The 23,129-nt window shown below is 68.3% G+C and carries 26 protein-coding genes; 9 read left to right on the forward strand and 17 right to left on the reverse strand.

Going from position 1 to position 23,129, the window contains the following annotated elements; genetic code table 11:
- The 3 genes from ON39_RS31910 to ON39_RS31920 all read right to left on the reverse strand — a co-directional run.
- A partial coding sequence (locus tag ON39_RS31910) for an acyl-CoA dehydrogenase family protein (protein WP_040739783.1) occupies positions 1 to 992 on the reverse strand: 992 nt, incomplete at its 3' end.
- Positions 992 to 2,107, reverse strand: a complete 1,116-nt coding sequence (gene sfnG, locus ON39_RS31915) for a dimethylsulfone monooxygenase SfnG (RefSeq protein ID WP_040739784.1) — start codon at positions 2,105 to 2,107, stop codon at positions 992 to 994. The genes ON39_RS31910 and sfnG, both read right to left, overlap by 1 nt.
- Positions 2,108 to 2,215: 108 nt before the next feature.
- Positions 2,216 to 3,601 carry a styrene monooxygenase/indole monooxygenase family protein gene (locus ON39_RS31920; RefSeq protein ID WP_040739785.1) on the reverse strand — a complete coding sequence of 462 codons (1,386 nt, stop codon included), beginning with the start codon at positions 3,599 to 3,601 and terminating at the stop codon, positions 2,216 to 2,218.
- Positions 3,602 to 3,699: 98 nt separating this feature from the next.
- On the opposite strand from ON39_RS31920, the gene msrC reads away from it, so the two are divergent.
- The gene (msrC, locus tag ON39_RS31925) at positions 3,700 to 4,188 is read left to right on the forward strand and encodes a free L-methionine (R)-S-oxide reductase MsrC (RefSeq protein ID WP_040739786.1); all 489 of its coding nucleotides are present in this window, start codon (positions 3,700 to 3,702) and stop codon (positions 4,186 to 4,188) included.
- 35 nt (positions 4,189 to 4,223) lie between these two features.
- On the opposite strand, the gene ON39_RS31930 is transcribed toward msrC, so the two are convergent.
- From ON39_RS31930 to ON39_RS31950, 5 genes are all read right to left on the reverse strand, one after another.
- A complete protein-coding gene (locus ON39_RS31930) occupies positions 4,224 to 5,651 on the reverse strand; it encodes an LLM class flavin-dependent oxidoreductase (protein WP_040739787.1) in 1,428 nt (475 codons plus the stop codon).
- Positions 5,648 to 6,868, reverse strand: a complete 1,221-nt coding sequence (locus ON39_RS31935) for an acyl-CoA dehydrogenase family protein (RefSeq protein ID WP_040739835.1) — start codon at positions 6,866 to 6,868, stop codon at positions 5,648 to 5,650. Before ON39_RS31935 ends, ON39_RS31930 begins: the two co-directional genes overlap by 4 nt.
- Positions 6,869 to 6,952: 84 nt before the next feature.
- Positions 6,953 to 7,285 (reverse strand): hypothetical protein, encoded by a 333-nt coding sequence (locus tag ON39_RS31940; RefSeq protein WP_040739788.1) that lies wholly within the window; start codon positions 7,283 to 7,285, stop codon positions 6,953 to 6,955.
- Positions 7,286 to 7,394: 109 nt separating this feature from the next.
- A complete protein-coding gene (locus tag ON39_RS31945; RefSeq protein WP_040739789.1) occupies positions 7,395 to 7,691 on the reverse strand; it encodes a hypothetical protein in 297 nt (98 codons plus the stop codon).
- The gene (locus ON39_RS31950) at positions 7,678 to 7,902 is read right to left on the reverse strand and encodes a hypothetical protein (protein ID WP_040739790.1); all 225 of its coding nucleotides are present in this window, start codon (positions 7,900 to 7,902) and stop codon (positions 7,678 to 7,680) included. Before ON39_RS31950 ends, ON39_RS31945 begins: the two co-directional genes overlap by 14 nt.
- Before the next feature lie 142 nt (positions 7,903 to 8,044).
- On the opposite strand from ON39_RS31950, the gene ON39_RS31955 reads away from it, so the two are divergent.
- Positions 8,045 to 8,836 (forward strand): alpha/beta fold hydrolase, encoded by a 792-nt coding sequence (locus ON39_RS31955; RefSeq protein WP_040739791.1) that lies wholly within the window; start codon positions 8,045 to 8,047, stop codon positions 8,834 to 8,836.
- Between the two features lie 11 nt (positions 8,837 to 8,847).
- Here the strand turns inward: ON39_RS31955 and ON39_RS31960 are convergent, their stop codons facing one another.
- From ON39_RS31960 to ON39_RS31970, 3 genes are read right to left on the reverse strand one after another with little or no spacing between them, the layout of a single operon-like run.
- Positions 8,848 to 9,513, reverse strand: coding sequence for a TetR/AcrR family transcriptional regulator (locus ON39_RS31960; protein WP_051187392.1), 666 nt, complete (start codon positions 9,511 to 9,513; stop codon positions 8,848 to 8,850).
- The gene (locus tag ON39_RS31965) at positions 9,498 to 10,262 is read right to left on the reverse strand and encodes a crotonase/enoyl-CoA hydratase family protein (protein ID WP_040739792.1); all 765 of its coding nucleotides are present in this window, start codon (positions 10,260 to 10,262) and stop codon (positions 9,498 to 9,500) included. Before ON39_RS31965 ends, ON39_RS31960 begins: the two co-directional genes overlap by 16 nt.
- On the reverse strand, positions 10,259 to 11,791 hold the full coding sequence (locus tag ON39_RS31970; protein WP_040739793.1) for a TLP1 C-terminal extension domain-containing protein: 1,533 nt from the start codon (positions 11,789 to 11,791) through the stop codon (positions 10,259 to 10,261). The genes ON39_RS31965 and ON39_RS31970 overlap by 4 nt, the downstream gene beginning before the upstream one ends.
- A 162-nt stretch (positions 11,792 to 11,953) precedes the next feature.
- On the opposite strand from ON39_RS31970, the gene ON39_RS31975 reads away from it, so the two are divergent.
- The 5 genes from ON39_RS31975 (at position 11,954) to ON39_RS31995 (ending at position 16,340) form a co-directional block, all read left to right on the forward strand.
- Entirely contained in the window at positions 11,954 to 12,715 is a 762-nt protein-coding gene (locus tag ON39_RS31975) for a crotonase/enoyl-CoA hydratase family protein (protein ID WP_040739794.1), read from the forward strand.
- 178 nt (positions 12,716 to 12,893) lie between these two features.
- Positions 12,894 to 14,000 carry a glycoside hydrolase family 183 protein gene (locus ON39_RS31980; protein WP_040739837.1) on the forward strand — a complete coding sequence of 369 codons (1,107 nt, stop codon included), beginning with the start codon at positions 12,894 to 12,896 and terminating at the stop codon, positions 13,998 to 14,000.
- 97 nt (positions 14,001 to 14,097) lie between these two features.
- The gene (locus tag ON39_RS31985; RefSeq protein WP_040739795.1) at positions 14,098 to 15,306 is read left to right on the forward strand and encodes an erythromycin esterase family protein; all 1,209 of its coding nucleotides are present in this window, start codon (positions 14,098 to 14,100) and stop codon (positions 15,304 to 15,306) included.
- Positions 15,307 to 15,316: 10 nt separating this feature from the next.
- On the forward strand, positions 15,317 to 16,018 hold the full coding sequence (locus tag ON39_RS31990; protein WP_040739796.1) for a class I SAM-dependent methyltransferase: 702 nt from the start codon (positions 15,317 to 15,319) through the stop codon (positions 16,016 to 16,018).
- Between the two features lie 112 nt (positions 16,019 to 16,130).
- Positions 16,131 to 16,340, forward strand: a complete 210-nt coding sequence (locus ON39_RS31995; RefSeq protein WP_040739797.1) for a hypothetical protein — start codon at positions 16,131 to 16,133, stop codon at positions 16,338 to 16,340.
- A 9-nt stretch (positions 16,341 to 16,349) separates the two neighbouring features.
- Here ON39_RS31995 and ON39_RS32000 read toward each other — a convergent pair whose 3' ends face one another.
- The gene (locus ON39_RS32000; RefSeq protein WP_040739799.1) at positions 16,350 to 16,946 is read right to left on the reverse strand and encodes an alpha/beta hydrolase family protein; all 597 of its coding nucleotides are present in this window, start codon (positions 16,944 to 16,946) and stop codon (positions 16,350 to 16,352) included.
- 263 nt (positions 16,947 to 17,209) lie between these two features.
- On the opposite strand from ON39_RS32000, the gene ON39_RS32005 reads away from it, so the two are divergent.
- A complete protein-coding gene (locus tag ON39_RS32005; protein WP_040739800.1) occupies positions 17,210 to 19,045 on the forward strand; it encodes an acyl-CoA dehydrogenase in 1,836 nt (611 codons plus the stop codon).
- A gap of 179 nt (positions 19,046 to 19,224) precedes the next feature.
- Here ON39_RS32005 and ON39_RS32010 read toward each other — a convergent pair whose 3' ends face one another.
- Both ON39_RS32010 and ON39_RS32015 read right to left on the reverse strand, forming a co-directional pair.
- A complete protein-coding gene (locus ON39_RS32010; protein ID WP_040739801.1) occupies positions 19,225 to 19,467 on the reverse strand; it encodes a hypothetical protein in 243 nt (80 codons plus the stop codon).
- Between the two features lie 456 nt (positions 19,468 to 19,923).
- Positions 19,924 to 20,286, reverse strand: coding sequence for a hypothetical protein (locus tag ON39_RS32015; protein WP_146251113.1), 363 nt, complete (start codon positions 20,284 to 20,286; stop codon positions 19,924 to 19,926).
- Positions 20,287 to 20,469: 183 nt separating this feature from the next.
- On the opposite strand from ON39_RS32015, the gene ON39_RS49140 reads away from it, so the two are divergent.
- The gene (locus ON39_RS49140) at positions 20,470 to 20,703 is read left to right on the forward strand and encodes a hypothetical protein (RefSeq protein WP_146251114.1); all 234 of its coding nucleotides are present in this window, start codon (positions 20,470 to 20,472) and stop codon (positions 20,701 to 20,703) included.
- Between the two features lie 8 nt (positions 20,704 to 20,711).
- On the opposite strand, the gene ON39_RS32025 is transcribed toward ON39_RS49140, so the two are convergent.
- Genes ON39_RS32025 through ON39_RS32035 form a run of 3 tightly spaced genes read right to left on the reverse strand, consistent with a single transcriptional unit; the run spans position 20,712 to position 23,024 of the window.
- Complete coding sequence (locus tag ON39_RS32025; protein ID WP_051187393.1) at positions 20,712 to 20,924, reverse strand: hypothetical protein; 213 nt, start codon at positions 20,922 to 20,924, stop codon at positions 20,712 to 20,714.
- Positions 20,924 to 21,697 carry an N-acetylmuramoyl-L-alanine amidase gene (locus ON39_RS32030; RefSeq protein WP_051187394.1) on the reverse strand — a complete coding sequence of 258 codons (774 nt, stop codon included), beginning with the start codon at positions 21,695 to 21,697 and terminating at the stop codon, positions 20,924 to 20,926. Before ON39_RS32030 ends, ON39_RS32025 begins: the two co-directional genes overlap by 1 nt.
- A 22-nt stretch (positions 21,698 to 21,719) precedes the next feature.
- A complete protein-coding gene (locus ON39_RS32035) occupies positions 21,720 to 23,024 on the reverse strand; it encodes a hypothetical protein (RefSeq protein WP_040739804.1) in 1,305 nt (434 codons plus the stop codon).
- Positions 23,025 to 23,129: the final 105 nt, after the last annotated feature.

Genomic DNA, 23,129 nt, shown 5'->3' on the forward strand with positions numbered 1-23,129 from the left:
GGGGGTGCCGAACTGCCCTGACGCGCGGTATGGGTGGCCGCGTCGACGGCCGCGCCCGCCGCGACGAGGGTCGCCTCGGCCGCGGTCACCGTCACCGACAGCTCGCCGAAGCGCTGGATGAGCAGCGGGTCGTCGACGGCGCGCGCGACACCGGCCTCGAACCAGGGCCGGCTGGTGGTGCGCACGAACTCCGTGGCGGCGGCGAGCGCGCCGCGGGCGATGCCGGTGTCGATGGCCGCGTGCAGCAGCTGCGCGAACGCGCCGTAGCCGGTGGGTGCGCGGACGGCGGCCGAGCGGGGAATCAGCTGGTCCCGGTCGACGAGCACATTGTCGAACGTGACCGTGCCGCTGCCGGTGGTGCGCTGCCCGACGCCGTTCCAGTCGTCGACGATCCGCACGCCGGGCGAGTCCGCGGGCAGGTAGGCGATGTACTCCCCCGGCTCCAGGCCGCTGCTCCCCTCGGAGTCCTCGAGTTTGGTCAGCACGGCGAGCAGATTCGCGAAAAGCGAACCGGTGCAGTAGAACTTGCGACCGTCGACGCGGAAGCGCGGACCGGCGGGCCGCACGGTGGTCGCGATGTCGGCGATGGTGGCGCCGCCGCGCTCGGATTGGGCGTTGGCGATCCGGCCACCGGCGAGCACCTGCGCGAAGTAGCGCCGCCGCTGCTGTTCGACGCCGGCCAGCCGCACCAGATTCACGTACACGAAGTGGCTGTGCGGAATCTGCGCGATATTCGGGTCGGCGACGGCGAGGATCCGCACCACCTCGGCCACCGCGCTGGGCGGCAGGTCCGCGCCGCCGTACTCGGCGGGCACGGTGACGGCGAGCAGCCCGCTGGCCGCGAGCCGATCCACCTCCTGATGCGGCAGTATCCGGCCGCGGTCGCGCGCGGCGGCCCCCGTCGCGAACTCCCCCGCGAGACGCTCGGCGACCGAAAAGGCTTGCGCGGCCGACGTTATCCGGTCGGCCGCGACCTCCGCGGTCACAGTCATCAGCCGACCGCCGCGACCGGCCGCCGCGCGGCCTCCAGCTCCCGAACAAGCGGGAGCACTTTCGCGCCGAAGTACTCGATCTCCTCCTGGAAGTGCAGGAAGCCGCCGAGGATCAGGTCGACGCCGAGCTCGCGATAGGCCACGATGCGCTCGGCCACCTGCTCGGGTGTGCCGATGAGCTGGGTGCGGAAACCGTCGTTGTACTGCACGAGATCCTCGAACGAGGAGTCGGCCCACATGCCCTTGCGGTCCTTGGTCGACGCGCCCGCCTGCTGCACCGCGTCCCGAAACCCTTCCACGGCAGGCTTGTTCGCCTTCTCGACGATCTCGCGCAGGGTGTCGCGCGCCTCCTTCTCGGTGTCGCGGGCGATGATGAAGCCGTTCAGCCCGAACTTCACCTCGCGACTGTTGGCCCTGGCGATCTCGCGCAGGTCGTCGAGTTGCTCGGTGACGCCGTCGAAGTCCTTGCCGTTGGAGAAGTACCAGTCGGCGTAGCGGCCGCCGTTGCGGCGCGCCGCCGTCGAGTTACCGCCTTGGAACAGTTCGGGATTCGGGCGCTCGGGGGTGTTGAGCGGTTTCGGCTTCAGCGTGAAGTCGCGGATGCGGTAGAAGTCGCCGCCGTAGTTCACCGCGTCCTCGGTCCAGATCTTGCGGATCACCTCGAGGAATTCGGCGCTGCGCCGGTATCTTTCGTCGTGCTCGAGCCACGGCTCGCCGAGCGCGGTGAATTCGCCCGCGAACCAGCCGGAGACGACGTTGATGGCGAAGCGACCGTTGGACAGGTGGTCGGCGGTCGCGCCGAACTTGGCCAGCACCGCCGGATGCCAGAGGCCGGGGTGCACGGCCGCGATCACCTTCAGCCGCTCGGTCGCGCCGAGCAGCGCGAGGCTGAACGAGGTCGACTCGTGCTGGAACTCGGCGCCGTAGGACGCGGTGTAGCGCACCTGGGACAGCGCGTAGTCGAAGCCGTTGTTCTCCGCGGTCCGCGCCAGTTTCTTGTTGTACTCGAAGTCCCAGCCGGTGCGCTGTTCGATCTCGCTGGTGACCAGTCCCCCGCTGACATTGGGCACCCAGTAGGCGAACTTGATCTCATCGGCGATCTGCTCCGTGGTCATTGCTTGCTCCAGGGGGTCGGGGGTAGCCGTCGATCTGCTCCCACTCCAGCACCGCGATCCGAGCGGCACGAGGGTTTGAATCTGTGCGATCGGATCGCGGTGGAGTGTTCAGGCGTTGGCGAGGGCGTTGGTGAAGGTGGATCGGGCGAACGTTCCGGCCGGGACGAAGCGGCCGAGCAGGGCCGTCGCGTCCTCGCCGGTGACGCGGGCGATGAACTCGCCGGCCGCCGCGACCGAGTCGATCGCGAGGAGCGGCTGCGGGTGGTGCAGCAGGCCGACGAGGGCGGCGGCGAACTTCGGGTCGACGCTCGCGGCGGCGAAGAGCGTATTGCCGATCTCGGCCAGTTCGGGATCGCCGAGGAACAGGCGGGTGACCTTGTTGGCGGCGTCGCCGCGCACGGCGAGGAAGCCCGCGTACTGCTCGGCGAGCCATGCCTCGTCGAACGGGCCGTCGTGCACCGCGGCGGCCGCGACGAGCCGCTGTGCCTGGATCAGCCCGCTTTGCGCGCCCTGACCCGCGATGGGGTCGTAGGCGGCGGAGGTGTCGCCGAGCGAGGCCACCACGTGGCCGCCCGCGGTGCGCCCGACCCCGGCCCGGACCACCGGTCGCACAGCGCCTTTCAGCCAGGAGTGCGGGTCGTCGGTGATCACCTCGGTGGCCAGCACCTCCGGCAGATCCCAATCGATGAAGTCCCGGTACAGGTCCTGCACGATGCGGTGCGCGGACTCGGCGGAATCCGCTGCGGCGAAACGGGTTTCCCATTCGCTGCCCGGGCGGGCCCAGCCGAGGAACGCCCAGCTCGGGCCCGCGTCCTTGTGCAGGTACGGGCCCCACCAGGCCTCGCCCTGCTCGGCCAGGATGGAGAAGCCGCTGTGCGCGCCGCCCGCCGGACTGCGGTGTGCGAAAACGTCTCTGCCGTAGCCGATTCCGGTGACCGTGACGGTGAGCAGCGAACGCTGCGGCGCGTCGTAGGGGGTGCGCGACGCGTCGATCGGGAACAAGTCGGACAGCCCGCCGCGGCCGGTGGCGACCAGGGTGAGGGCGTTGTCCGCGGCGATGGCGTCGAGGCTGTCCGGAGTCACCTGCTCGACGACGAAACGACCGCCGCGCTCCTGGAACGCGGTCAGTCGTTCGTCCGCTTTGAGGCGGGTGTCGACGGCTACACCGACATAGCCGTCGAAATTGCCGTCGAATTGGATCAATTCGGCGCGGTCCGGTCCGGCGATGCGGACGCTCAGTCCGGTGTGCCGCGGGGCCCGCGCGGTGTAATTGTCCAGGCCGAGCGCGGACTCGGCCTGCTGGGCGATACCGAATTCGAGGGCCGTGCCGGTGGCAGGAACGTCGTCGCGCAGCGCGCGCTGGTCGCGGTTGCTGTAGAGGGTGACGTCGAATCCGGCGTCGAGCAGGCCCAGTGCCGCAGTGACGCCGGTTTGCCCGGCGCCGATCACCGCGGCCGAACGGATGGAACGGGGAACGGAATTCTGCGTTGTCATGCTCGGATCATCCGCGTTGTGACGCGGCCCTCGTCAGTGTTGCGATCAGCGAGAATGAATGAGCGGCGGGGAGTTTCGCCTGGCGTACCATTCGGGCCATGTCGTTCACCGTTGCCGACCTGACCGGAGACCGCACCGAGCAGTACCGACAGCTCGCCGCGCAGGCGCAGGCGCTGGTGGCGGGCGAGCACGACCGAATCGCCAATGCCGCCAACCTCGCGTCGCTGGTATTCCACGCGCTGCCGGACGTCAATTGGGTCGGGTTCTATTTCTACGACGGAGACGAGCTCGTCGTCGGGCCATTCCAGGGCAAACCCGCGTGCGTGCGCATCGCCATCGGAAAAGGCGTATGCGGCACGGCGGCAGAGACCAGGCAGACCCAATTGGTGCCCGACGTGCACGCGTTCCCCGGGCATATCGCCTGCGACGCCGATACGCGCTCGGAAATCGTCGTTCCGCTGGTGCACGATGACGCGCTCATCGGCGTATTCGATCTCGACAGCCCGAAACCAAGGCGATTCGACGACATCGATAGGGACGGGCTCGAAGCCGTCGCACAGGCTTTCCTGGATAGCCTGCCGGCTTAGTCCGGCGAGCACCGGAGTGCCCGCCGGACCGGCGCTTAAGAACCTACCGCCGCTCCCGGACGCGAGACCTCATCCGACAGCGCGGTGGAGCCCGGCGCACCCGCCCGGTAGCGCGCGCCGCGGTGCTCGTCCGGTAGCCGATCGCCCGCGCCGAACAGGGCGTTGCGCAGGGTGCCGGGGACGTAGTCGGTGGCGTAGGCGCCGCGTTCGGTCAGCACCGGAACGACGTGCCGCACAACGTCTTCGAAGGAGCCGGGAGTAATCGCGTAGGCGAGGTTGAAGCCGTCGAGGTCGGTCTCGTCGACCCACTCCTGCAGCCGATCCGCGACGGTGGCACCCGAGCCGACGAACACCGGGCCCATGCCGCCGATGCCCGCCCACCGGCCGATATCGCGCACGGTCCACTCCCTGCCGTCGTCGTCGAACTCCTGGAAGGCGGCGACGGCGGACTGGATGGCGTTGCTCTGTACCTGACCGATCGGATCGTCGAGGTCGTAACCGGACAGGTCGATGCCCATCCAGCCGGACATGAAGACGAGGCCGCCCTCGATGCTGGCGTAGGACAGGTACTCCTCGTGTTTGCGCCGCGCCGCCTCGTCGGTGGCGTCGGTGATGATGGTCGCCAGCGCGTAGATCCTGGCGGAGTACGGATCGCGGCCCGCGTCCCGCAGCGCCTCGCGAATGCGGGAAACCGTCTGGGCGAGCAGCCTTTTCGACGGCGCGGCGATGAAGATGGCCTCGGCGTTCTCCGCGGCGAAGCGCACGCCGCGCGGCGAGGCGCCCGCCTGATAGATCACCGGCGTGCGCTGCGGCGACGGCTCGGAGAGGTGGATGCCCGGCACCGTGAAGTGCTTGCCTCGATGGCCGATATGGTGCACCTTCGCCGGGTCGACGTAGACGCCCCTGGCGGCGTCGCGGACCACCGCGTCGTCCTCCCACGAGCCTTCCCACAGCTTGTACAGGACCTCGAGATACTCGTCCGCCTGGTTGTAGCGCTCGTCGTGGTCGAGCTGATCGTCCGCGCCGAAGTTCCTTGCCGCCGAGGGCAGATAGCCGGTGACCACGTTCCAGCCGATACGCCCGTTGGTCAAATGGTCGAGGGTGGACAACCTGCGCGCGAACGGAAACGGATGCTCGAAGCCGGTGCCGGTGGTGATGCCGAAGCCGAGGTGCTCGGTGACCGCGGCCATGGCCGAGACGAGCAGCAGCGGGTCGGCCACCGGGATCTGCGCGCCCTGCCGCAGCGCGGCGATGTCGTTGCCGCCGTACACGTCGTAGGTGCCCAGGACGTCGGCGATGAAGATGCCGTCGAAACGCCCGCGCTCCAGCAGCTTCGCCAGGTCGGTCCAGTAGCTCAGCTCCTTGTACCGGTGCGACTGATCGTCCGGATGCCGCCACAGTCCAGGTGATTGGTGGGCGACGCAGTTCATGTCGAAGGCGTTGAAGCGGATTCGGCGCGTCACCGTGCCGCCTCCGTCGCGGGCTTGCGTTCGCCCGCGCTCCAGGCGAAGGGCAAATCCGCGCCGTTGAGCAGGTGATCGCCGATGGCCCTCGCCTTTTGGATGGCCGGGTTGTGCACGGAGATGGTGCGGGCGTTGCGCCAGTGCCGGTCGAGGCGCTGACGCTCCGAGACGACCGAGGCGCCGCCGACCTCGAAGAGCAGCGTGGTGGCGGGCAGCACGAGATCGATCACGGCGAGCTGTGCCTGGGCGGCGGCGAGTTCCGCGGCGACCAAGGACTTTTCGTCTTTCGCGCCCGCGGCCAAGACCTCGTCCAGGACGTCGGCGACCGCGAGCACGCTGGACTTGGCGGCGAAGGCCGCCGCCGAGAGCCGCCCTATCACCTGCTGTACCAAGGGATCCTGACGCGGGAAGTCCGCGGCGGAGTGCGAGTAGCTGCGGGTGCGGCCCGCCACCCATTCGCGGGCGTCCTGTTCGGCGCGCTGCGCTATGCCCGCGAGCACCGCGAGCTGGACCAGCTGGAGATACGAGGTCGCGTAGGTCGGTCCCGGCGCGCCGTAGCCCGGGCCGAGGATGCGCTCGTCGGACACTTCCACGTCGATGAATTCCGTTGTGCCGCTGGCGGTCAGCCGCTGCCCGAAGCCGTCCCAGTCGTCGTGCTGACGCACGCCGTCGGCGTTCGCGTCGACGAGCACCCCCACCCGCTCACCGTCGCGGTCCGCCGCGGCCAGGATGTAATCGGCGTAGAGGGAGCCGGTGCTGTAGTACTTCACGCCGTTGAGCAGCCACCGGTCGCCGTCCCTGGTCAGCCGGGTGCGGTAGCGGTCGACCGCGCCGACGCCCGGCTCGGTGATCGCATTGCCGACCAACACGCTCGTCGCGGTCCGCAGCCACTGCTCGCGGCTCGGGCCAGGCTCGGCCAGCAACTGATCCTCGACGAACGAGAAGTGCACGCGCAGCGCCTGCGGCAGGTTCGACTCGGCGGCGGCCAACTCGATCAGCAGCCGGAACAGCTGCCGCACGGTGACGCCGTAACCGCCGAACTCGACCGGCACCCGCAGCGCGCCGAATTTCGCCTCGCGCAGCCAGCCCACCTCCTCGAACGGCAGGCGTCGGTCGACCTCCCGCGCCACCGCGCCCTGCGCGATGCGCTCGAAGATCGGTCCGAAGACCGCGTCCAGTTCGGTGTCCGTGGCGGATTCGGCCTCGATGGATGTCATCACCCCACGATGAACCAGCGCGCTGCCCGGCTCACGGGTTGCGCGCACCGCGATCGAAATGGGTCCGCGGCGGTCGCGGGTGCGTCAGCGCGGGGCGGTCATGCATTCGGTGGCGACGCGGGCGCCTGCGGTGCGCGCCTTCTCCGCGTCCGCCTTGCTCATGCCGAGGGTCTCCTGATCGGCGGCCTTGGTGTCGTACTCGTCGCTGACCATCACCCGCAGGCCCTCCTGCGAGATGCCCTGCTCGACAAAGAGTTTCGCGGCGCAATCGGCGAGCTGCTGACTCTTGAGCCCCTTGTCCCGCAGCGACTTGGCGAGGTCGGCCTGGGTCACCGTCGGCGCCGCCGCCTTATCGTCGCCGCACGCGGCGAGCACCGGCAGCGCGATGAGCGCGGCGGCGATCAGGGAGATCCGCACCTGAATCCCTATCTGTCGAGAATGGCCACCGCGTCCGCCGAACGGACGCCGTGGGACGTCGGCCACGATGGTACCGAGCGGGCCGAAAGGCTTCGCGCGGAACGCATTCTCACAGATCCATCGCGGCGCGCAAGGCGGTGTCCAGGCGTTCGAGCGCCTCGGTCTCCATGTCGTCGACGCGTTCGGCGAGCCACCCGCGGAAGATGCGGCCGATATTTCCCGCGTGCACCCAGCCGTACCGCTCCACCGGCACCGCGAGGATGTCCTGGGGATCGTCCTCGACCACCTCGGCGGCGATCAGCCACGGTCTCGGCGACTCGTTGATGCCGTCACTGCTGATGAGCACGACTGTGCGGCGTCGCGGCGAACCATGCGGGTTGTAGATCCACAGTTCACCCCGCCGCACGCATCGCCTCCTCGGCGGCGGCCAGCTCGGCCGCGTCGGCGGCGGCCTGGGCCGTCACATCCGGAACGGGGCTACACCCGGTGCGCACGGCCTCGCGCCGGGCGGCCTTCGATATCCATGCCGAGGGCGACATGCCCGCGCGGGCCGCGGCCTGCTCGGCGAAGGACCAGGCGGCCTCGTCCAGCGAAAGGGTGACCTTACGCGTTGCCATACCATTTATCGTACCGCCTAGTCCTGCTATTCGACCAGCTCAGCAGTCGTAAACAGCGACGGACGGCGGTGTCCACCCAACTGAAGGCGGTCGACTGCTGTTAGGGTAGTCGGACCGGGGCGAGCGATCAGGCGGTAGGACGATGACGACGTTGAACCATCATCGGGTCGGCGCGGGCGAACCGCTGGTGCTGGTGCACGGCATCGGCAGCCGGTGGCAGGTGTGGGAACCGATCATCGCCACCCTCGCGGCGTCCTACGACGTGATCGCCGTCGACCTGCCCGGCTTCGCCGGTTCCGCCCCGCTGTCCACGACGACCGTCGACACGCTCACCGACGCCCTCGCCGAATTCCTCGCGGCGCAAGGCCTCCAGCGTCCGCACCTGGCGGGTAACTCGATGGGCGGGCTCATCACCCTGGCCCTCGGCGCCCGCGGGCTCGCCGAATCCGTCACCGCCTTCTCACCGATCGGGTTCTGGGACAAGGCGGGTCGCGTCTGGTGCCAGCAGTCGCTCGGCAAGGCTCGGCTGCTCGCGCGCAAGCTGCGGCCGGCGCTGCCGTCCATCCTCGACTCCGCCGCCGGCCGAACCGCGTTCCTGGGCTTGGTTTTCGGCAAACCGTGGGCCGTCGATGCGCGGGTCGCGGTGGATACGGCGGTGGGCGCGGCCGATGCGCCCGGTTTCGAGCCGGCCCTCGCCTCGTTCGCCGACGTGCGGTTGCCCGAAATCGGCGCGCTGGCAAAGATTCCCGTCACGATCGCCTGGGGCAATCGCGACATCCTGCTGACCCATCGCACCCAAAGCCGCCGTGCCCGGACGCTGCTGCCCGCCGCCGAGCACGTCACCCTGCACGGCAGCGGGCACACGCCGTTCTACGACGATCCCGCCGCATGCGCGCGGACGGTACTGGACACCATCGGACGCAGCGGGAGGTAGGGCACGCTCGATCACCGCTGCCCGCGCGGCTCGGTCAACGTGTCCGGATGCGCCGTGCCGAGCAGGATGCGGACCGCGTTTCGCCAGCGTTGCTGGATGATCCGGTTCCGATCCAGCTCGCCGGTCAACAGCACCCGCATGGCCAGCCCCGTCATGATCTCGATGGTGAACTCGGTGATCGTCGGCACCCGTGGGTCATCGGGGAACTCCGCGCGGAAGATGTCGCGAATGCTGGTGTGCATCAACTCGAACAGCCGATGCTCCAGCGGCAGGAACGCGGCGAGCAGCTCGGGGTCGGTGCGCGCGCCCACCCACATCTCCAGCGCGGCCCAGAACGACGGCCCGCTGAGCATCCGCATGGTCAGCTCGACCGCGGCCGCCAGCCGGTCCGCAGAGTCGGGCAGCTCCGCGAATTCCCTTGTCAGCTGGTCGAATCGGCGGTCGGCGAGGTGCTCGACCGCGCCGGCGAGCAGGTCGGCCTTGGTCGGGAAGTGATGCTGCAGCGTGCCGCGCGGCACACCCGCCCGCTTCTGCACCTCCAGGGTGGTCGTGCCCGCGTAGCCGACCTCGACCAGGCTCTCCACCGCCGCGTCCAGCAGACGCGTGCGCATGCGCGCCCTGCGCTGCGCCTGCGTCTCCCTGGCGCGTTCGCCCGCGGCGGTCAGCGTCCCTGCCACCGGGGTTCGCGCTTCTGCGCGAAGGCGAGCGCGCCCTCGGCCGCGTCCTTGGAAAACAGTGCGGGCAAGGCGATCTCGCCCTGCTTGGCGAACGCCTCGGCCACCGTCCAGTCCGGCGACTCGTCGATGATCCGCTTACTGGCGGCGACCGCGAGCGGTGCGGCGGCGGCGATCTGGGCGGCGAGCTCGAGTGCCACGTCCAACGCGCCTCCCGGTTCGGTGACGCGATTGACCAGGCCGAGCTGGTAGAGCCGCTCCGCGCCGATCCGCCCGCCGGTGAGCGCGAGCTCGGCGGCGATGCTGCGCGGCAGGCGCTGGGTCAGGCGCAGCACACCGCCGCCCGCGGCGACCAGGCCGCGCGTCACCTCGGGAATGCCGAACTGGACATTGTTCGCCGCGACGATGAGGTCCCCGGAGAGCGCCAGCTCGAACCCGCCCGCCAGCGCGAAGCCCTCGACCGCCGAGATCATCGGCTTCACCGGCGGCTTCGCGGCGATGCCGAGCGGCCCGCGCCGCTGCGTCATCGGCATCTCGCCCTTGGACGCGGCGACGAGATCCATTCCCGCGCTGAAGGTTCCGCCCGCGCCGGTGAGCACCAGCACCCTGGCGGCGTCGTCGGCCTCGAACTCGTCGATCGCGTTCTCGATGGCCTGCGCGGTCGCGAGGTTGATGGCGTTGCGGGCCTCGGGGCGGTTGACGGTCAGGACGGTGACGGCGTCGCGTCGGTCGACCAAGATCGGTTCGGTCACTGGACGGTCCTCTCGGTGAGCACGGTGAGCTTGTCGGGGGCGATGATGTCGGCGGCGGCGCCGAGCGGGTCGCCCTGGTCGAACGCCGCGACGGTCTCGGCGTCGGACGCACGGATCAGTATGCGGGCACCGGCCGGGGTGAGGGCGCTGACCACGACCGCCTCCGGCTCGTCGGCGTGCTCGGGCGCGGGCCCCTTGCGGTAGGCGACGGTGTACGACTCGACGGTGGCGGGCCCGGTGTAGCCGGGCGCGGCGTCGCGCCGGGCGACCGGAACGTCCGCCTCGATCGCGCGGAACAGTCGCGCGGGCGGCTCGGCCGAGTACACCCCGACGCCGTGCTTGGTGATGTACCAGCCGAGCGCGGTGGCCAGACCGTAGGCGCCCGGATCCTCGCGCAACAGCCCGACCAGGGTCGCGATCGAATGCGTGCTGTAGTTGTTGCCGGGCCCGCCGCCGAACGTCAGTCCGCCGGTGACCGAGAGCGGCCGGGCCGGATCGTCGATCGGCAGGCCGAGCGCCTCGGCCGCGACCTGCACCGCGACGGGGAAGCAGGAGTACAGGTCGATGTGCTGCACCTCGTCGATGCCGATACCGGCCGCACCCAGCGCGGCCCGCCCCGCCGCCGCGATGGCGGGCGAGGCGGCCATATCCGCGCGTTCGGAGACGAACCATTCGTCGGTCGCGGTGGCCCCGCCGTGCGGGAACACCCACCGATCCCGCGGCACCCCGGCCGCGGCCGCGGCGGCCGCGCTGCAGATGATCAGGCCCGCGCCTTGATTCACCGAAAGATTCGCGACAAGCAGCTTCGGATACGGCGTGGACACCATCCGATTCGCGGGCGTCGGGGTCACCAGGTCGGCGACCGACTGCGAGAAAGGTTGCCACGCATAGGGATTGGCCGCCGCCACGGCGGACAGCCGCGACCACAGACCGCCGATGCGGGCCCGATGCCGCTCCTCGCTCAACCCGAGCCGACCGCGCAGCGCGGTCTCCATCAGGGCGTAGAAGTACACCGGGCCCCACAGGCCGGCCGCGGTCTCCATATCGGAGTTCGGCGCGCGATCCGAGCCGATGACTTCGGTCGGGCGCACCTCGTCGGGCTGCTCCGGCCAATCCAGCGGCGCGCCGGTGCGGGTGGCGACGTTCCACGCGGCCACCGCCTCGGCGCCGGTGAGCAGCGCGACGTCGGACTGCCCGTCGGCGATCGCCTGGGCGACCGTGTTGAGCAGCCGCTGCGGCGCGTCGCCGCCGAAACGGACGGACTGCATCGTGCGCTTCGGGGTCGCGCCCAGCTCGGCGGCGACCAGCGCGCCGAGGTCCGGATACGGCCTGCTGACCGGGGCCGCGGCCGCGATCAGATCGGCGGAGCGCAGCAGCCGATCGCCGGCGCCGCTGTCGGCGCCCGCGCGGCGCAGGGCTTCGGCGGCGAGTTCGACCGGGCCCGGCAGTCCCGGTTCGTCGCCGCGATGCACGACCTGCCCGGCACCGACCAGCACGGGGGTTCGGGGGTCCATTCCCGCTGGCAGCATTGTTCCTCCGATGACTCTCGCGGGGCGTCGACCTGCGAACTCGCACCGGGTCGACGCGGATACCGTCAGCATTGACGGTAACTCGGGTTCGATTAGAACAGAGACCGCACGCTCGGGCAATGGCCCACGGCCGCTGAACTGACTCACGGGTAAGATCCGGGAATGGGCACCAATATCGCGCTGCGGTTCGACGGCGACCGCGCCTACGTCACCCTCGATCGACCGGACAAGCACAACGGCCTCACCCTCGAGATGCTCGGCGATCTGATCGACGCCGCGCGCACCATCGCCGGCCGCGACGACGTGCGCGCGGTCATCCTGTCCGGCAACGGCCCGAGCTTCAGCAGCGGACTCGACATCGCCAAGGCGACCGGCGACCCGCTGGGGATCGTGCGTGGTTTCCTTCCGCTACCGTGGCGCGGCACCAACACCTTTCAGGAGGCCTGCTGGGCGTGGCGCAGGCTGCGGGTTCCGGTGATCGCGGCGGTGCACGGCCGCTGCTACGGCGGCGGACTGCAACTCGCGCTGGCCGCCGACTTCCGCTTCGTCACCCCGGACGCGGAGTTCTCGGTGATGGAGGTCAAGCACGGCCTCGTGCCCGACATGACCGGCGCGGCCACCCTGTCCCGGCTGATCGGCGTGGACAAGGCGCTGCTGCTCGCGATGACCGCGGACACCGTCGACGCCGCCTACGCCGAGCGCATCGGCCTGGTCACCGAGGTGAGCGCGGACCCGGTCGCCGCCGCGGAGAAACTCGCCGACCGCATCGCGGCGCGTCCGCCGCACGCCGTCGCCGGCGCCAAGCGGCTGTTCGACAGGGCATGGGAGGCATCGACACGCCGCACCTTCGGATTGGAACGCGCCACGCAGTTGCCGCTGATCATTCGGCTGGCGACCTCGCGAGGTAAGCCGCGCAAAAGCTGACACACAGCGACCGCTTCGAGACGCGCGTCACATTTTTCCACGACCTCACTGCTAGCATTTCCTGAGGATTTGCCAGCCAGTCGAATTGTGGTGCGTCGAACACCGCGAGTGGTCTGTGTAATCGCGGGAAGTTGTGTTTCGCACTGCTCTCGGCGAGTACACGGAGGGCTCACGGATTTTGACCAAGACGGCAACCATCTTGCTTTCGGCGTTGACGGGCGCCTCGGCCTTGTTCATCAGTGCGGCCACCCCTGCCAGCGCGGACCCCAACACCATCAACCCGATTCCGGTGCTCAACGGGAGCACCGGACTGCCCAACCTTTCGGGACGCTCCCAAGCCGTATTCCAGCTGACCGGCATGGCCAGCCCCAACAACACCCAGACCTACAACGTGCTCGGCACCGATCTCGGCATCATGTGGGACAACGGAAATGGCGAGTTGCTGACCGCGTTCGGCGACACCGCGGGCATCGGCTTTCCGAATCTTTTGGCGGGCAGCATGTGGTCGTGGCGGTCCAATATTCTGATGCGCAGCCACACCCAGAATCCGGCGGGCGGCATCTACTTCGACAGCGTCGTCCGCGACGTCTTCGGCCAGGCTCGCGATCTGGTGCCGAGCCCGAAGATCCCGTTTCTGGAGATCAGCCGAATTCCCACCGCGGGCATCTCGGTCGGCGGCGTCCAATTCATGAGCCTCATGTCGGTGCGCAGCTGGGACGAGGTCGGGCAGTGGAGCACCAACTACTCCGGCCTCGCCGCCTCCGGCGACAACGGCGAGACCTGGGGTGAACTGCCCGCGACCCGGCGCCCGAACGAGGGCGGGGACAGCAATTTTCAGATGAACGCGTTTCTCAAGGACGGCGGGTTCGTCTACGAGTACGGCACGCCGTCCGGACGCAACCACTCCGCGTACGTCGCGCGGGTGCGCGAGGAGCAGATCGCCGACCTCGGCGCGTACGAGTACTGGGACGGCGGGGCGTGGCGGCGCGATGACGTCGACGCCGCAGCGCCGATCATGTGGGGCGTCGGCGAACTCTCGGTGATGTACAACTCGTATCTCGGGCAATACATCTCGCTCACCACGGACCCGTTCAACTCGGTGGTGATGCGGCGCGCGTCCGCGCCGACCGGTCCGTGGAGCGATCCCGAGGTGCTGATCGACACCAGGGAACTGCCGAGTGCGTACGCTCCGTCGATCTTCCCGTACCAGACCGGCAGTGATCTGTACTACCTGACGACCGTGCACAGCCAGTACAACGTGGTGCTCATGCGGACACCGCTCTAGGAACCTGGTTCCACCGACGATCCGGCACGGCCTTGACCTCAACAATACTTCATGTATGAGGCTTGGCCGCGTCGGAACGTCGTCTTCAGGAGGAACCATGGCCACCGCCGCACCCGAGACCGCCACCGTGCGCCAATGGCTCAGCGCCAACGCACGTCCGGTCATCGATACCGATCCCGGTTACACCGGACCCGACCTCGACGCGCTGATCGATCGGCTCGGCTCCGCGACGGTCGTCGGACTCGGCGAGTCGACGCGGTTCTCCCGGCAGATCTACGGCGTGCAGGAGCGCGTCTTCCGGGCGCTGGTCGAGCGACATGGCTTCCGCGAGTTGGCGATTCAGGACAGCGCCCGCTCCGGCGAACGCTGGGATCGATACGTGCGCGCCGGCGAGGGAGACCCCGCGTCGGTGCTGGCCGGTTCGTGGCGACCGTGGCGGACGGCGGAAACCGTTGCGGCGCTGGAGTGGATCCGCGCGTTCAACGAGGCGCACCCCGACGATCAGGTCGGCGTGTTCGGCGTTCAGCCGCCCAGCGCGGAGCCCGCGGACTACGACATCGTGCTCGATCACGTGCGCCGGGTCGCGCCGGATCGGCTGGCCGCCATGGACGCTCACCTCGCGCCGATCCGCACCGCGCACCAGGTGGACGAACATGTCCAGCGGCACCAGGGAATCCATCCGGGACGCCCGTTCGCGGAGCATGCCCGAGACGCCTCGGCCTTGCTCGAAACCTTGCCGGGGACAACAGAAGACGTCGAGCGCCACATGCGGCTGATTCTCGACTTCCACAAGAACAGCGTCGCCGGGCAGGGCGGCTTCGCCCGCGACGAGCGGCCCGCCGCACAGCGCGTCATCGATCGGCAGCGCGCGACCGGAAGCAAGATCGTCTACTGGGACGGCATCGCACACACCACGAACCTGCGCTTGGGGATGGGGACGGCGGAGTTCCGCGGCGTCGGCGCCTATCTGCACGACGAGTTCGGCCCCGGCTACGTCTCGGTCGCGCTCGGCTTCCACCACGGCGACCTCGGCGTCGCCAAGGCGCCCGCGCCACTGCCCGACCTCGTGGACGCGATTCTCGGCTCGGTCGACCTGCCCGCCTATTACCTAGACCTGAGCGAGCCCGCGCCGGACGCGGTGCGCGAGTGGCTGGCCGGCCCCGCCAAGGCGCGCGTCATCAGCGGCGTCTACGACCCCGCGAAGGACGCCGAGGCCAATATCACCGTTGCCTCGTTGGCGGGCGCGTTCGACGTCCTCGTGCATATCCGGGAAACCTCGCCGGTGCACTGGCTGGCGGATCAATAGACTCACCGGCATGGACGCGACCGATTGGGACGAGCGCTACGCGCACACTGAATTGGTCTGGGGCGCACCGCCGAACAGCACCGTGGTGGAGCACGTCTTCGGGTTGGAGCGACGGACGCCGCTGCGCCCCGACTCTCCCGACGGCGAGGCGCCCGAACTGCCGCGCGCCCTCGACCTGGCCTGCGGCGAGGGCCGCAACGCGCTGTGGCTGGCCACCCACGGCTGGCAGGTGCACGCCGTCGACTACTCGCAGGTCGGCGTGGACAAGGGCCGCACCATCGCCACCCGCCTGTCCCGGTCGGTGCGCAGCCGGATCACCTGGCAATGCGCCGACGTCACCGATCTCGACGCCGCCGGCATCAGCGGCCCGTTCGAACTCGTGCTGATGGTCTTCCTGCATCTGCCCGCCGAGCAGCGCCGCACCGTGGTCCGGCGCGCCGCCGACCTGCTGGTACCCGAGGGCACCTTGCTTGTTCTCGGCCACGACAGCACCAATATCGCCGACGGCTACGGCGGCCCGCAGGACCCCTCCGTGCTCTTCACCCCCGACGACGTCGTCGCCGATCTCGGCGAGGCCATCGCAGGCAAGCGCGTCCGGATCCGGCTGGCCGAACGCGTCCACCGGCCCACCGAGGGACGCGACGCCATCGACGCACTGGTCATCGCCACGCGCCCGGAGCCGGAATCGAGCGAGACCGCATCGGCGTCGTAGCGCAGCGGGTTCTCGCCGCCGATGCTGTGGCCACCGACATTCGGGGCGTGCCTGTCGGCGGTCTCCTGGTTAGCGTGCTCGGTAACCCGATCCACTGCGGAGGAGTTACCCGATGAGCCGTACCATGCTGAAAGTCCTTGTCGCCGTTGCCATCTCTTTGACGGCTGGCGCGGGAGCGGCGAACGCGGCCACCAATCCGGGCGGAATTCCGCTGGAGCCGGCCACGGCGGATCCGATCGGCGTCTCGCCGGGATCGAGCGACGCCGCGTCGCTGGCCTGCCTCGTGCAGTCGATCTCCTACGGCGCCAAGTACTGCCTCTAGTCGTTCGCGCTACTCACTCCACCGCGCCAGCCAGGGCGTGACCGTCTCGGCGATCACGTCGAATCCCGTCCGGAACGAGTGCGGCTGACCGGGAATCACCCGCACCTCCGCGGCGTCGGCGGCGTCCGGGACGCCGAACGGATCGCTCCCGCCATTGATGACGACCACCTCGATATCGCCCGGTTCCAGCAGCTCCGCACGCCGGGACTTCTCCGGCTTCCCCGGCGGATGCAGTGGAAACGACAGCGCGATCACCCCGCGCGCCCCCGCCGCGATCGCCGTACGGCAGGCCACCCGAGCCCCGTTGCTGCGCCCGCCCTGAATCAGCGGAACCTTCTTGACCCGTCTGCGCAGAGCCGCCACGATCTCGAGCCAGGCCTCATCCTGCTTCACCGCCGACCCCGGCGCCCGCCGTCCGGCCACCCGGTACGGCTGCACCACCCGGGCCACCGCGCCGCCGAGTTCCACGGCGACATCGCGGACGGTCAAGATGTCCTTCGCCTCGACCCCGCCGCCCGAGCCATGCGTGATGACCAGCAAAAACGTCGGCGTGCGCGGCCGGTCGAGCTCGATCTCCGCCGGTCCGGCACTCGTCTCGATTCGCACGCATCACCGTAACCCCGCGTCGGCGTGTCCATCCGGCGCAGCGCGCGCGTCGCTGTTTTTCGCGTCACATTCCCGCTCGAGCCTTTGCCAGCCCATTACCGGTCGGTAATATAGAACGTAAGTTACCCGCGAGTAGCGTGCGGCTGATCGCCTCGAGCGACCTGTCGGCAGTCGCTACGAAGACCGGCTACCGGTGGAGCGACAAACGGGCGGGAACGGCAACCAACCGACCGCACCAACTCAACGGAGAGTGAGTACTGACAATGGGTCACTACAAGAGCAACGTCCGCGACCTGGAGTTCAACCTCTTCGAGGTCCTGGGCCTGGGTTCCATCCTCGACACCGGCGCGTACGGTGACCTGGACGCCGACACCGTCAAGGAGATGCTCAACGAGGTGCGTCGCCTGGCCGAGGGCCCGCTCGCGGAGTCCTTCGCCGACGCCGACCGCAACCCGCCGGTCTTCGATCCGCAGACGCACACCGTCGCGATCCCCGAGTCGTTCAAGAAGTCCTTCCGTGCCCTGCAGGAGGGCGGCTGGGAGAAGCTGGGCATCCCCGAGGAGCTCGGCGGACTCGGCGTCCCGCGCACCGTGCACTGGGCCATCAGCGAGCTGATCCTCGGCGCGCAGCCCGCCGCGTACATGTACGCCGCAGGCCCCGGCTTCAACACCATCTTCCACAACAACGGCACCGACGAGCAGAAGAAGTGGGCCAAGATCGCGATCGATCGCGACTGGGGCGCCACCATGGTGCTCACCGAGCCCGACGCGGGCTCCGACGTCGGCGCCGGCCGCACCAAGGCCGTCAAGCAGGAAGACGGCACCTGGCACATCGAGGGCGTGAAGCGCTTCATCACCTCCGCCGACGCCGATGACCTGTTCGAGAACACCATCCACCTGGTGCTCGCCCGCCCCGAGGGCGCGGGCCCCGGCACCAAGGGTCTCTCGCTGTTCTTCGTGCCCAAGTTCCACTTCGACCACGAGACCGGCGAACTCGGCGACCGCAACGGCGTCTTCGTCACCGGCGTCGAGCACAAGATGGGCCTGAAGGTATCGGCCACCTGTGAGGTCACCTTCGGCGGCAACGGCATCCCGGCCAAGGGCTGGCTCGTCGGCGAGGTGCACAACGGCATCGCGCAGATGTTCGACGTCATCGAGAACGCGCGAATGATGGTGGGCACCAAGGCCATCGCCACCCTGTCGACCGGTTACCTCAACGCGCTCGACTACGCCAAGCAGCGCGTCCAGGGCGCCGACCTCACCAAGATGACCGACAAGGCCGCGCCGCGCGTCACCATCACCCATCACCCCGACGTCCGTCGCTCGCTGGCCAGCCAGAAGGCCTACGCCGAGGGCCTGCGCGCCATCTACCTCTACACCGCCGCGCACCAGGATCCCGATATCGCCCAGCAGGTTTCGGGCGCCGACGCCGACCTCGCCGACCGGGTCAACGACCTGCTCCTGCCGATCGTCAAGGGCGTCGGCTCCGAGCGGGCCTACCAGTACCTGACCGAGTCGCTGCAGACCCTCGGCGGGTCCGGCTTCCTGCAGGACTACCCGATCGAGCAGTACATCCGCGACGCGAAGATCGACTCGCTGTACGAGGGCACCACCGCCATCCAGGCGCAGGACTTCTTCTTCCGCAAGATCGCCCGCGACCGCGGCGTCGCGCTGGCCCACGTGGCCGGCCAGGTACAGAAGTTCATCGAGTCCGAGGCGGGCAACGGCCGCCTCAAGGCCGAGCGCAAGCTGCTCGCCACCGCCCTCGAGGATGTCCAGGCCATGGCCGCCACCCTCACCGGGCACCTCATGGGCGCCCAGGAGAACCCGACCGAGCTCTACAAGGTCGGCCTCGGCTCCGTGCGCTTCCTGCTCGCCGTCGGCGACCTGCTCATCGGCTGGCAGCTGCTGCGCCAGGCCGAGGTCGCCATCAAGGCGCTCGACAACGGCGCCACCGGCGCCGACGAGTCGTTCTACCAGGGCAAGGTCGCCGTCGCGCAGTTCTTCGCGCGCAACATGCTGCCGGAGCTGACCGCGGTCCGCACCATCCTGTCGAACCTGGACAACGACATCATGGAGCTGGACGAAGCGGCGTTCTGATTCCTTCCTGAACGACGAAAAACGGCCCGGATCTCTCCGGGCCGTTTTTCGTTGTGTTGCAGGTGTTCTCGCGGCTCGCACGCCGAAAGGCGGCCCGAATTTCTCCGGACCGCCTCGGTGAAGTTCAGGACGCCCCGCCGTCCATCCCCACACGTACGCGGGGCAGTACGCTCCGCGAATTACGGGGTCGTCGTGCCGCCCTTACCCGAGCCGGTCGACAACGCCTTGACGATGTCGGTGATGGCCTTGCTCGAGCCCGTACCCGTCGGATCCGGCTCACCGGGGGCGACGACAGGCTGCACAGAGGTGCCCGGCTCCAGGGGGAGCCCCGGCGCCGCACCGGCGGCCGCCATACTCGACCCGGCGATCATGACGCCGGCCGCCGCGGCCAGCACGATTCCGAACACTCGCGTCTTGCTCATTCAGCTGCTTCCTTTTTCTCAGGCGAATACGAGTTGGTCGACCGCAGCCAGTTCTACCACGTGTATTTCGTATCCAGCGATCGGTCAGCCATCGTAGGTATTCGCCGTGGATTGCCACTTGATTGCATACACAGCGAGGTGCAACTTTCAAGTTGTAAGCTGGATATTGACAGGTCAGGCCCCGATTTATATCGGCAAAAAGCCTGTGGGCATGGCACATCCGCGCTGGCAAACCGGAGTAATAGATGGAAGACATTGCGCTTCACGTTACCGACGCAGGCACCTTGGCAAACAATCAGCACAATATCCAATGTCCAGAACTCGATCGAGCGGCGAAACTGGACATCCTCAGCAACTCAACGGCTACATTGTGATTCATTTCATACAGAATCAATGTAACGTCATGTTCGTGTAGATCGAATATCGCCCGGTCATCGAATGACGGGATGCGGGTCGCTAGCCTTCGTTCGGAGGGTAGCCGCCGCCGTTGCCGAACATGTCGATCTTCCACCACAGAAAGAGTTCGTTGTTGATGAACGCGATAGCGTCGGAAATTCCCGAGGTTCCGCTCGCCGGGTCTGGGTTCGGATTGCCCGGCGACGGTGTCGCCTGCTCCGTTCCGACCCGGATGAGGCAGGTCTGCATGCCGATCGGCTGGTCAGCCCCGCTCCAGAACAACTTGATGTGATCTTGTGGCGCCGGCCCGGGCATGCCGACGCCACCCCAACGCTTCGCCCAAACCAACTTGCTGCCGTACGGAACTTGAATGGTCGTCCATTCTTCCTTCGGCAGAACAACATTGGTGGTTATTCTCGTCATTACAATATCTCCTTCTCTATGCGCCGACTACCTCGCGTAGCCGGCACCGTGCCGGACCGTTCGCCGAAAGGAATGAACGATCAGAGCGCCGGAATCTCGAGGCCATAGTCGTCGAACATGCCGCGAGAGTTAGATCTCCTCCTCTAGGGAAGGCGGGATCCGGTATCGAGCCGACGGAGGCTCTTGACCTGGCAGGTGTGTGCGGAGAAAACCGCGCAGTTCGTCTATGTGCTGCTGGAGGGCGCGGATGAGGCGGATCGCGTCACGGAACCGCTTCTTGTCGTCTACCGCTTGCGACTCGAGAATGTCGACGCGGGCCCGGAGCTTGCTGACCTCACGCGCCTGCCATGCGGTGACGGCGCCGATCATGGTGGCGACGGCCATGCCGAAGGCTTGAACCAGCTCCGGGCTCAATAAGGACTGTGTCATTCAATGCCCGCTGCCTGCCGGTCGACTGGGGTCACCACCGGTCGGATGATCGCGCCGGCGATCACGGGAGTGAGCAGGCCGTAGATCGACAGCACCGACTCGATCCACGAGGTATCGACCTGGCGACCGAGGACATACGCGACAACGCCGGTGATCGCGACGAGCACCGACCGAATCAGCGCGGGTTCGGGAATCCGGTGGATCGACATCAGAGCTTCCCCTCCGCCGCGTTCAGCAGCCGGTCCAGTTTGAGTTCCAAGGCCTTGAGGCGTTGCTCGTTGCGGAAGTCGGCGGCGTCGGAGTTGAGCACGTAGCCCGCGACCGTGTCCCGGTACTCCGAATCGGCGACACGCGATTGGAAGCCGTAGGTCAACTCGAAGTGCACCCTGCGCAGCTTGTCCAGCAGCTCACGCTGCTCGTTGTCGGAAAGTGCCATCAGCACACTGCCTTTCATTCGTTCCGCGACGTCGGCGCGGAAGCTGTCCATATCCATCGCGCCGGGATCCCACTTGCCTTGCTTGGGCCCGGCCCATTCCTTGTGCCCGATCACTCGATCGGCGCCGTGGCCGAGCTTGCGCAAAACCGCCGCGCAGATGCCGACGTAGGCGTCGTATTGCGCATCCGGCCAACCCTCGGTGCCGTTGTTGGCGGCCTCGATGCCGATGGTGTGAAAGTTCGCGTTGTCCTCCGGCAGGCCCGGCCAGCTCCCCGCGCCCGCGTGCCAGGCCACACCCGCCGCGACCACCGTCACGGTCCCGTCCTGAGCCAGGTGCAGCTGCGAGAGCGGCCCCGCCAAAGTTGGTAGGCCGTAGGCGATTTCAGACGGCGGAGTCGTCGATCCACCGGTGTGGTGAGCGACGATCCCCCAGATCTCACCGAAGTCACCGTGCCCGCGCTCGCGCCAGTCGGGAAACTCCACAACCCGCAGACCTTCGTCGCGGAGCACGTCCGCGAGCCATACCGGATCACCGGTCCAAGACATAGTTCGTCCGCTTTCTCTGAGACTAGATGTCGCGCGCCTGCCAGTCGTCGATGGCGAATCCGTACACCTGATTGCCGGTGCCGGTGCCGTCATCGGCGATTTCGCAGATCAGCCCTGCGAAGCGATTCGTGGCGGCGACGGGGATCATGGCGTCGGTGTCGGTCCACGTGATGATCGGGGTGGGAGCGCCCGCCAGGTAGACGTTGTATACGTTGCCGACAGCTGTGCAGCGCAGCGCGACCCCACCCATGAGGCTCACTCCGAATTTGTTCGACCGAACCTTGGGGACGCCGCCGATCCAGGTGCGGATCGCGACGGTATTGCTGGTGACAACCGCTTCCACCCGGTTCTTGTTTGCGGCGCCGCGGAGGAATACACCGGTATACGCGCCGCCGTATCCGATGCCTCGGCTGACGATCGCGCAGGACACTTCGTGCGAATCAGTGTGCAGCGGCGCCGTCCACCGCGCCGCGTTCACGAAGGCGCCATTGTCCTGTACTCGGTTTCCGGCGATCAGCGGCGCGTAATCGATAGTGACCCAGTTGGCGCCGAGCGCGCCGTTGGCGCGGTTGAAGTCGTCGGTGAAGACCGCGGGTGTCAGCGCCTCGGCGGCCAAATCGGCTGTGGCGCCGAAGGTGACAGTTCGCACCCGAGCGCCGTCGAGGATCGAGGCAGCCAGCGTGCCCACACCCGTGGCGGCCATGCCGGCTCGTGTCGCGTTCAATGCGCCCGCACCATTGAACGCCGCGCTGACCACGACCGTGGTCAGCAATGCCTCCGCCGAAAGCGTTCCTTCGCAGCCGAACGCTGCCGGGAAGCTGATTTCGGCGGACGTGGTTCCAGAACTCCCATACAGGACGGGAATAACCACGGCCGCGGACAGGGCACCCGACCCCTTCGGTAAGGCAGGTACACCGGTTACCGCGGACAGGGCACCTACGCCATTGCCGACCGGCGCCGCGGTTGGCTTCGGTACCGTGGTCGCCGAAATCGTGCCGGCGCCGGCGAATCCAGTGACAACTTTGACGCTGCCTTTGACCGCGACGGTCGCCGCCGCCGATCCCGTTGCGGCACTGGCCTCTTGGACGAGTACGCGCTGGTTGTAGCTGCCGTTGGCCAGGCCACCGGCGGAGAAGTACGCGGGAAACGCGAGTGTGGCAGTGGTGAGTCCGGTCCCGTCGAACGTTGGCAGCACGCCGGAGTTCGGTACCAGCGACACCGACAGCGTGCCGATGACGCCGAACGCGGCGTCGGACACCCCCAACTCGGCGACGCCGGCGAATGAAGCGCTGACCAGCACGGGTCCCTTCTTGACGGCGACCCGCACAGTCGGTCGCCCATCGGCCCCCAAGCCCGGCCTACTCGGCTGCGATGAGGCCGTTGCGGCGGTGAGTAGTCCGAGACCGCCTCCGGCACCGGGCGCTTGGGCCGA

It is taken from the genome of Nocardia tenerifensis NBRC 101015, from assembly GCF_000308715.1.
In the GTDB taxonomy this organism is placed as follows: Bacteria; Actinomycetota; Actinomycetes; order Mycobacteriales; family Mycobacteriaceae; genus Nocardia; species Nocardia tenerifensis.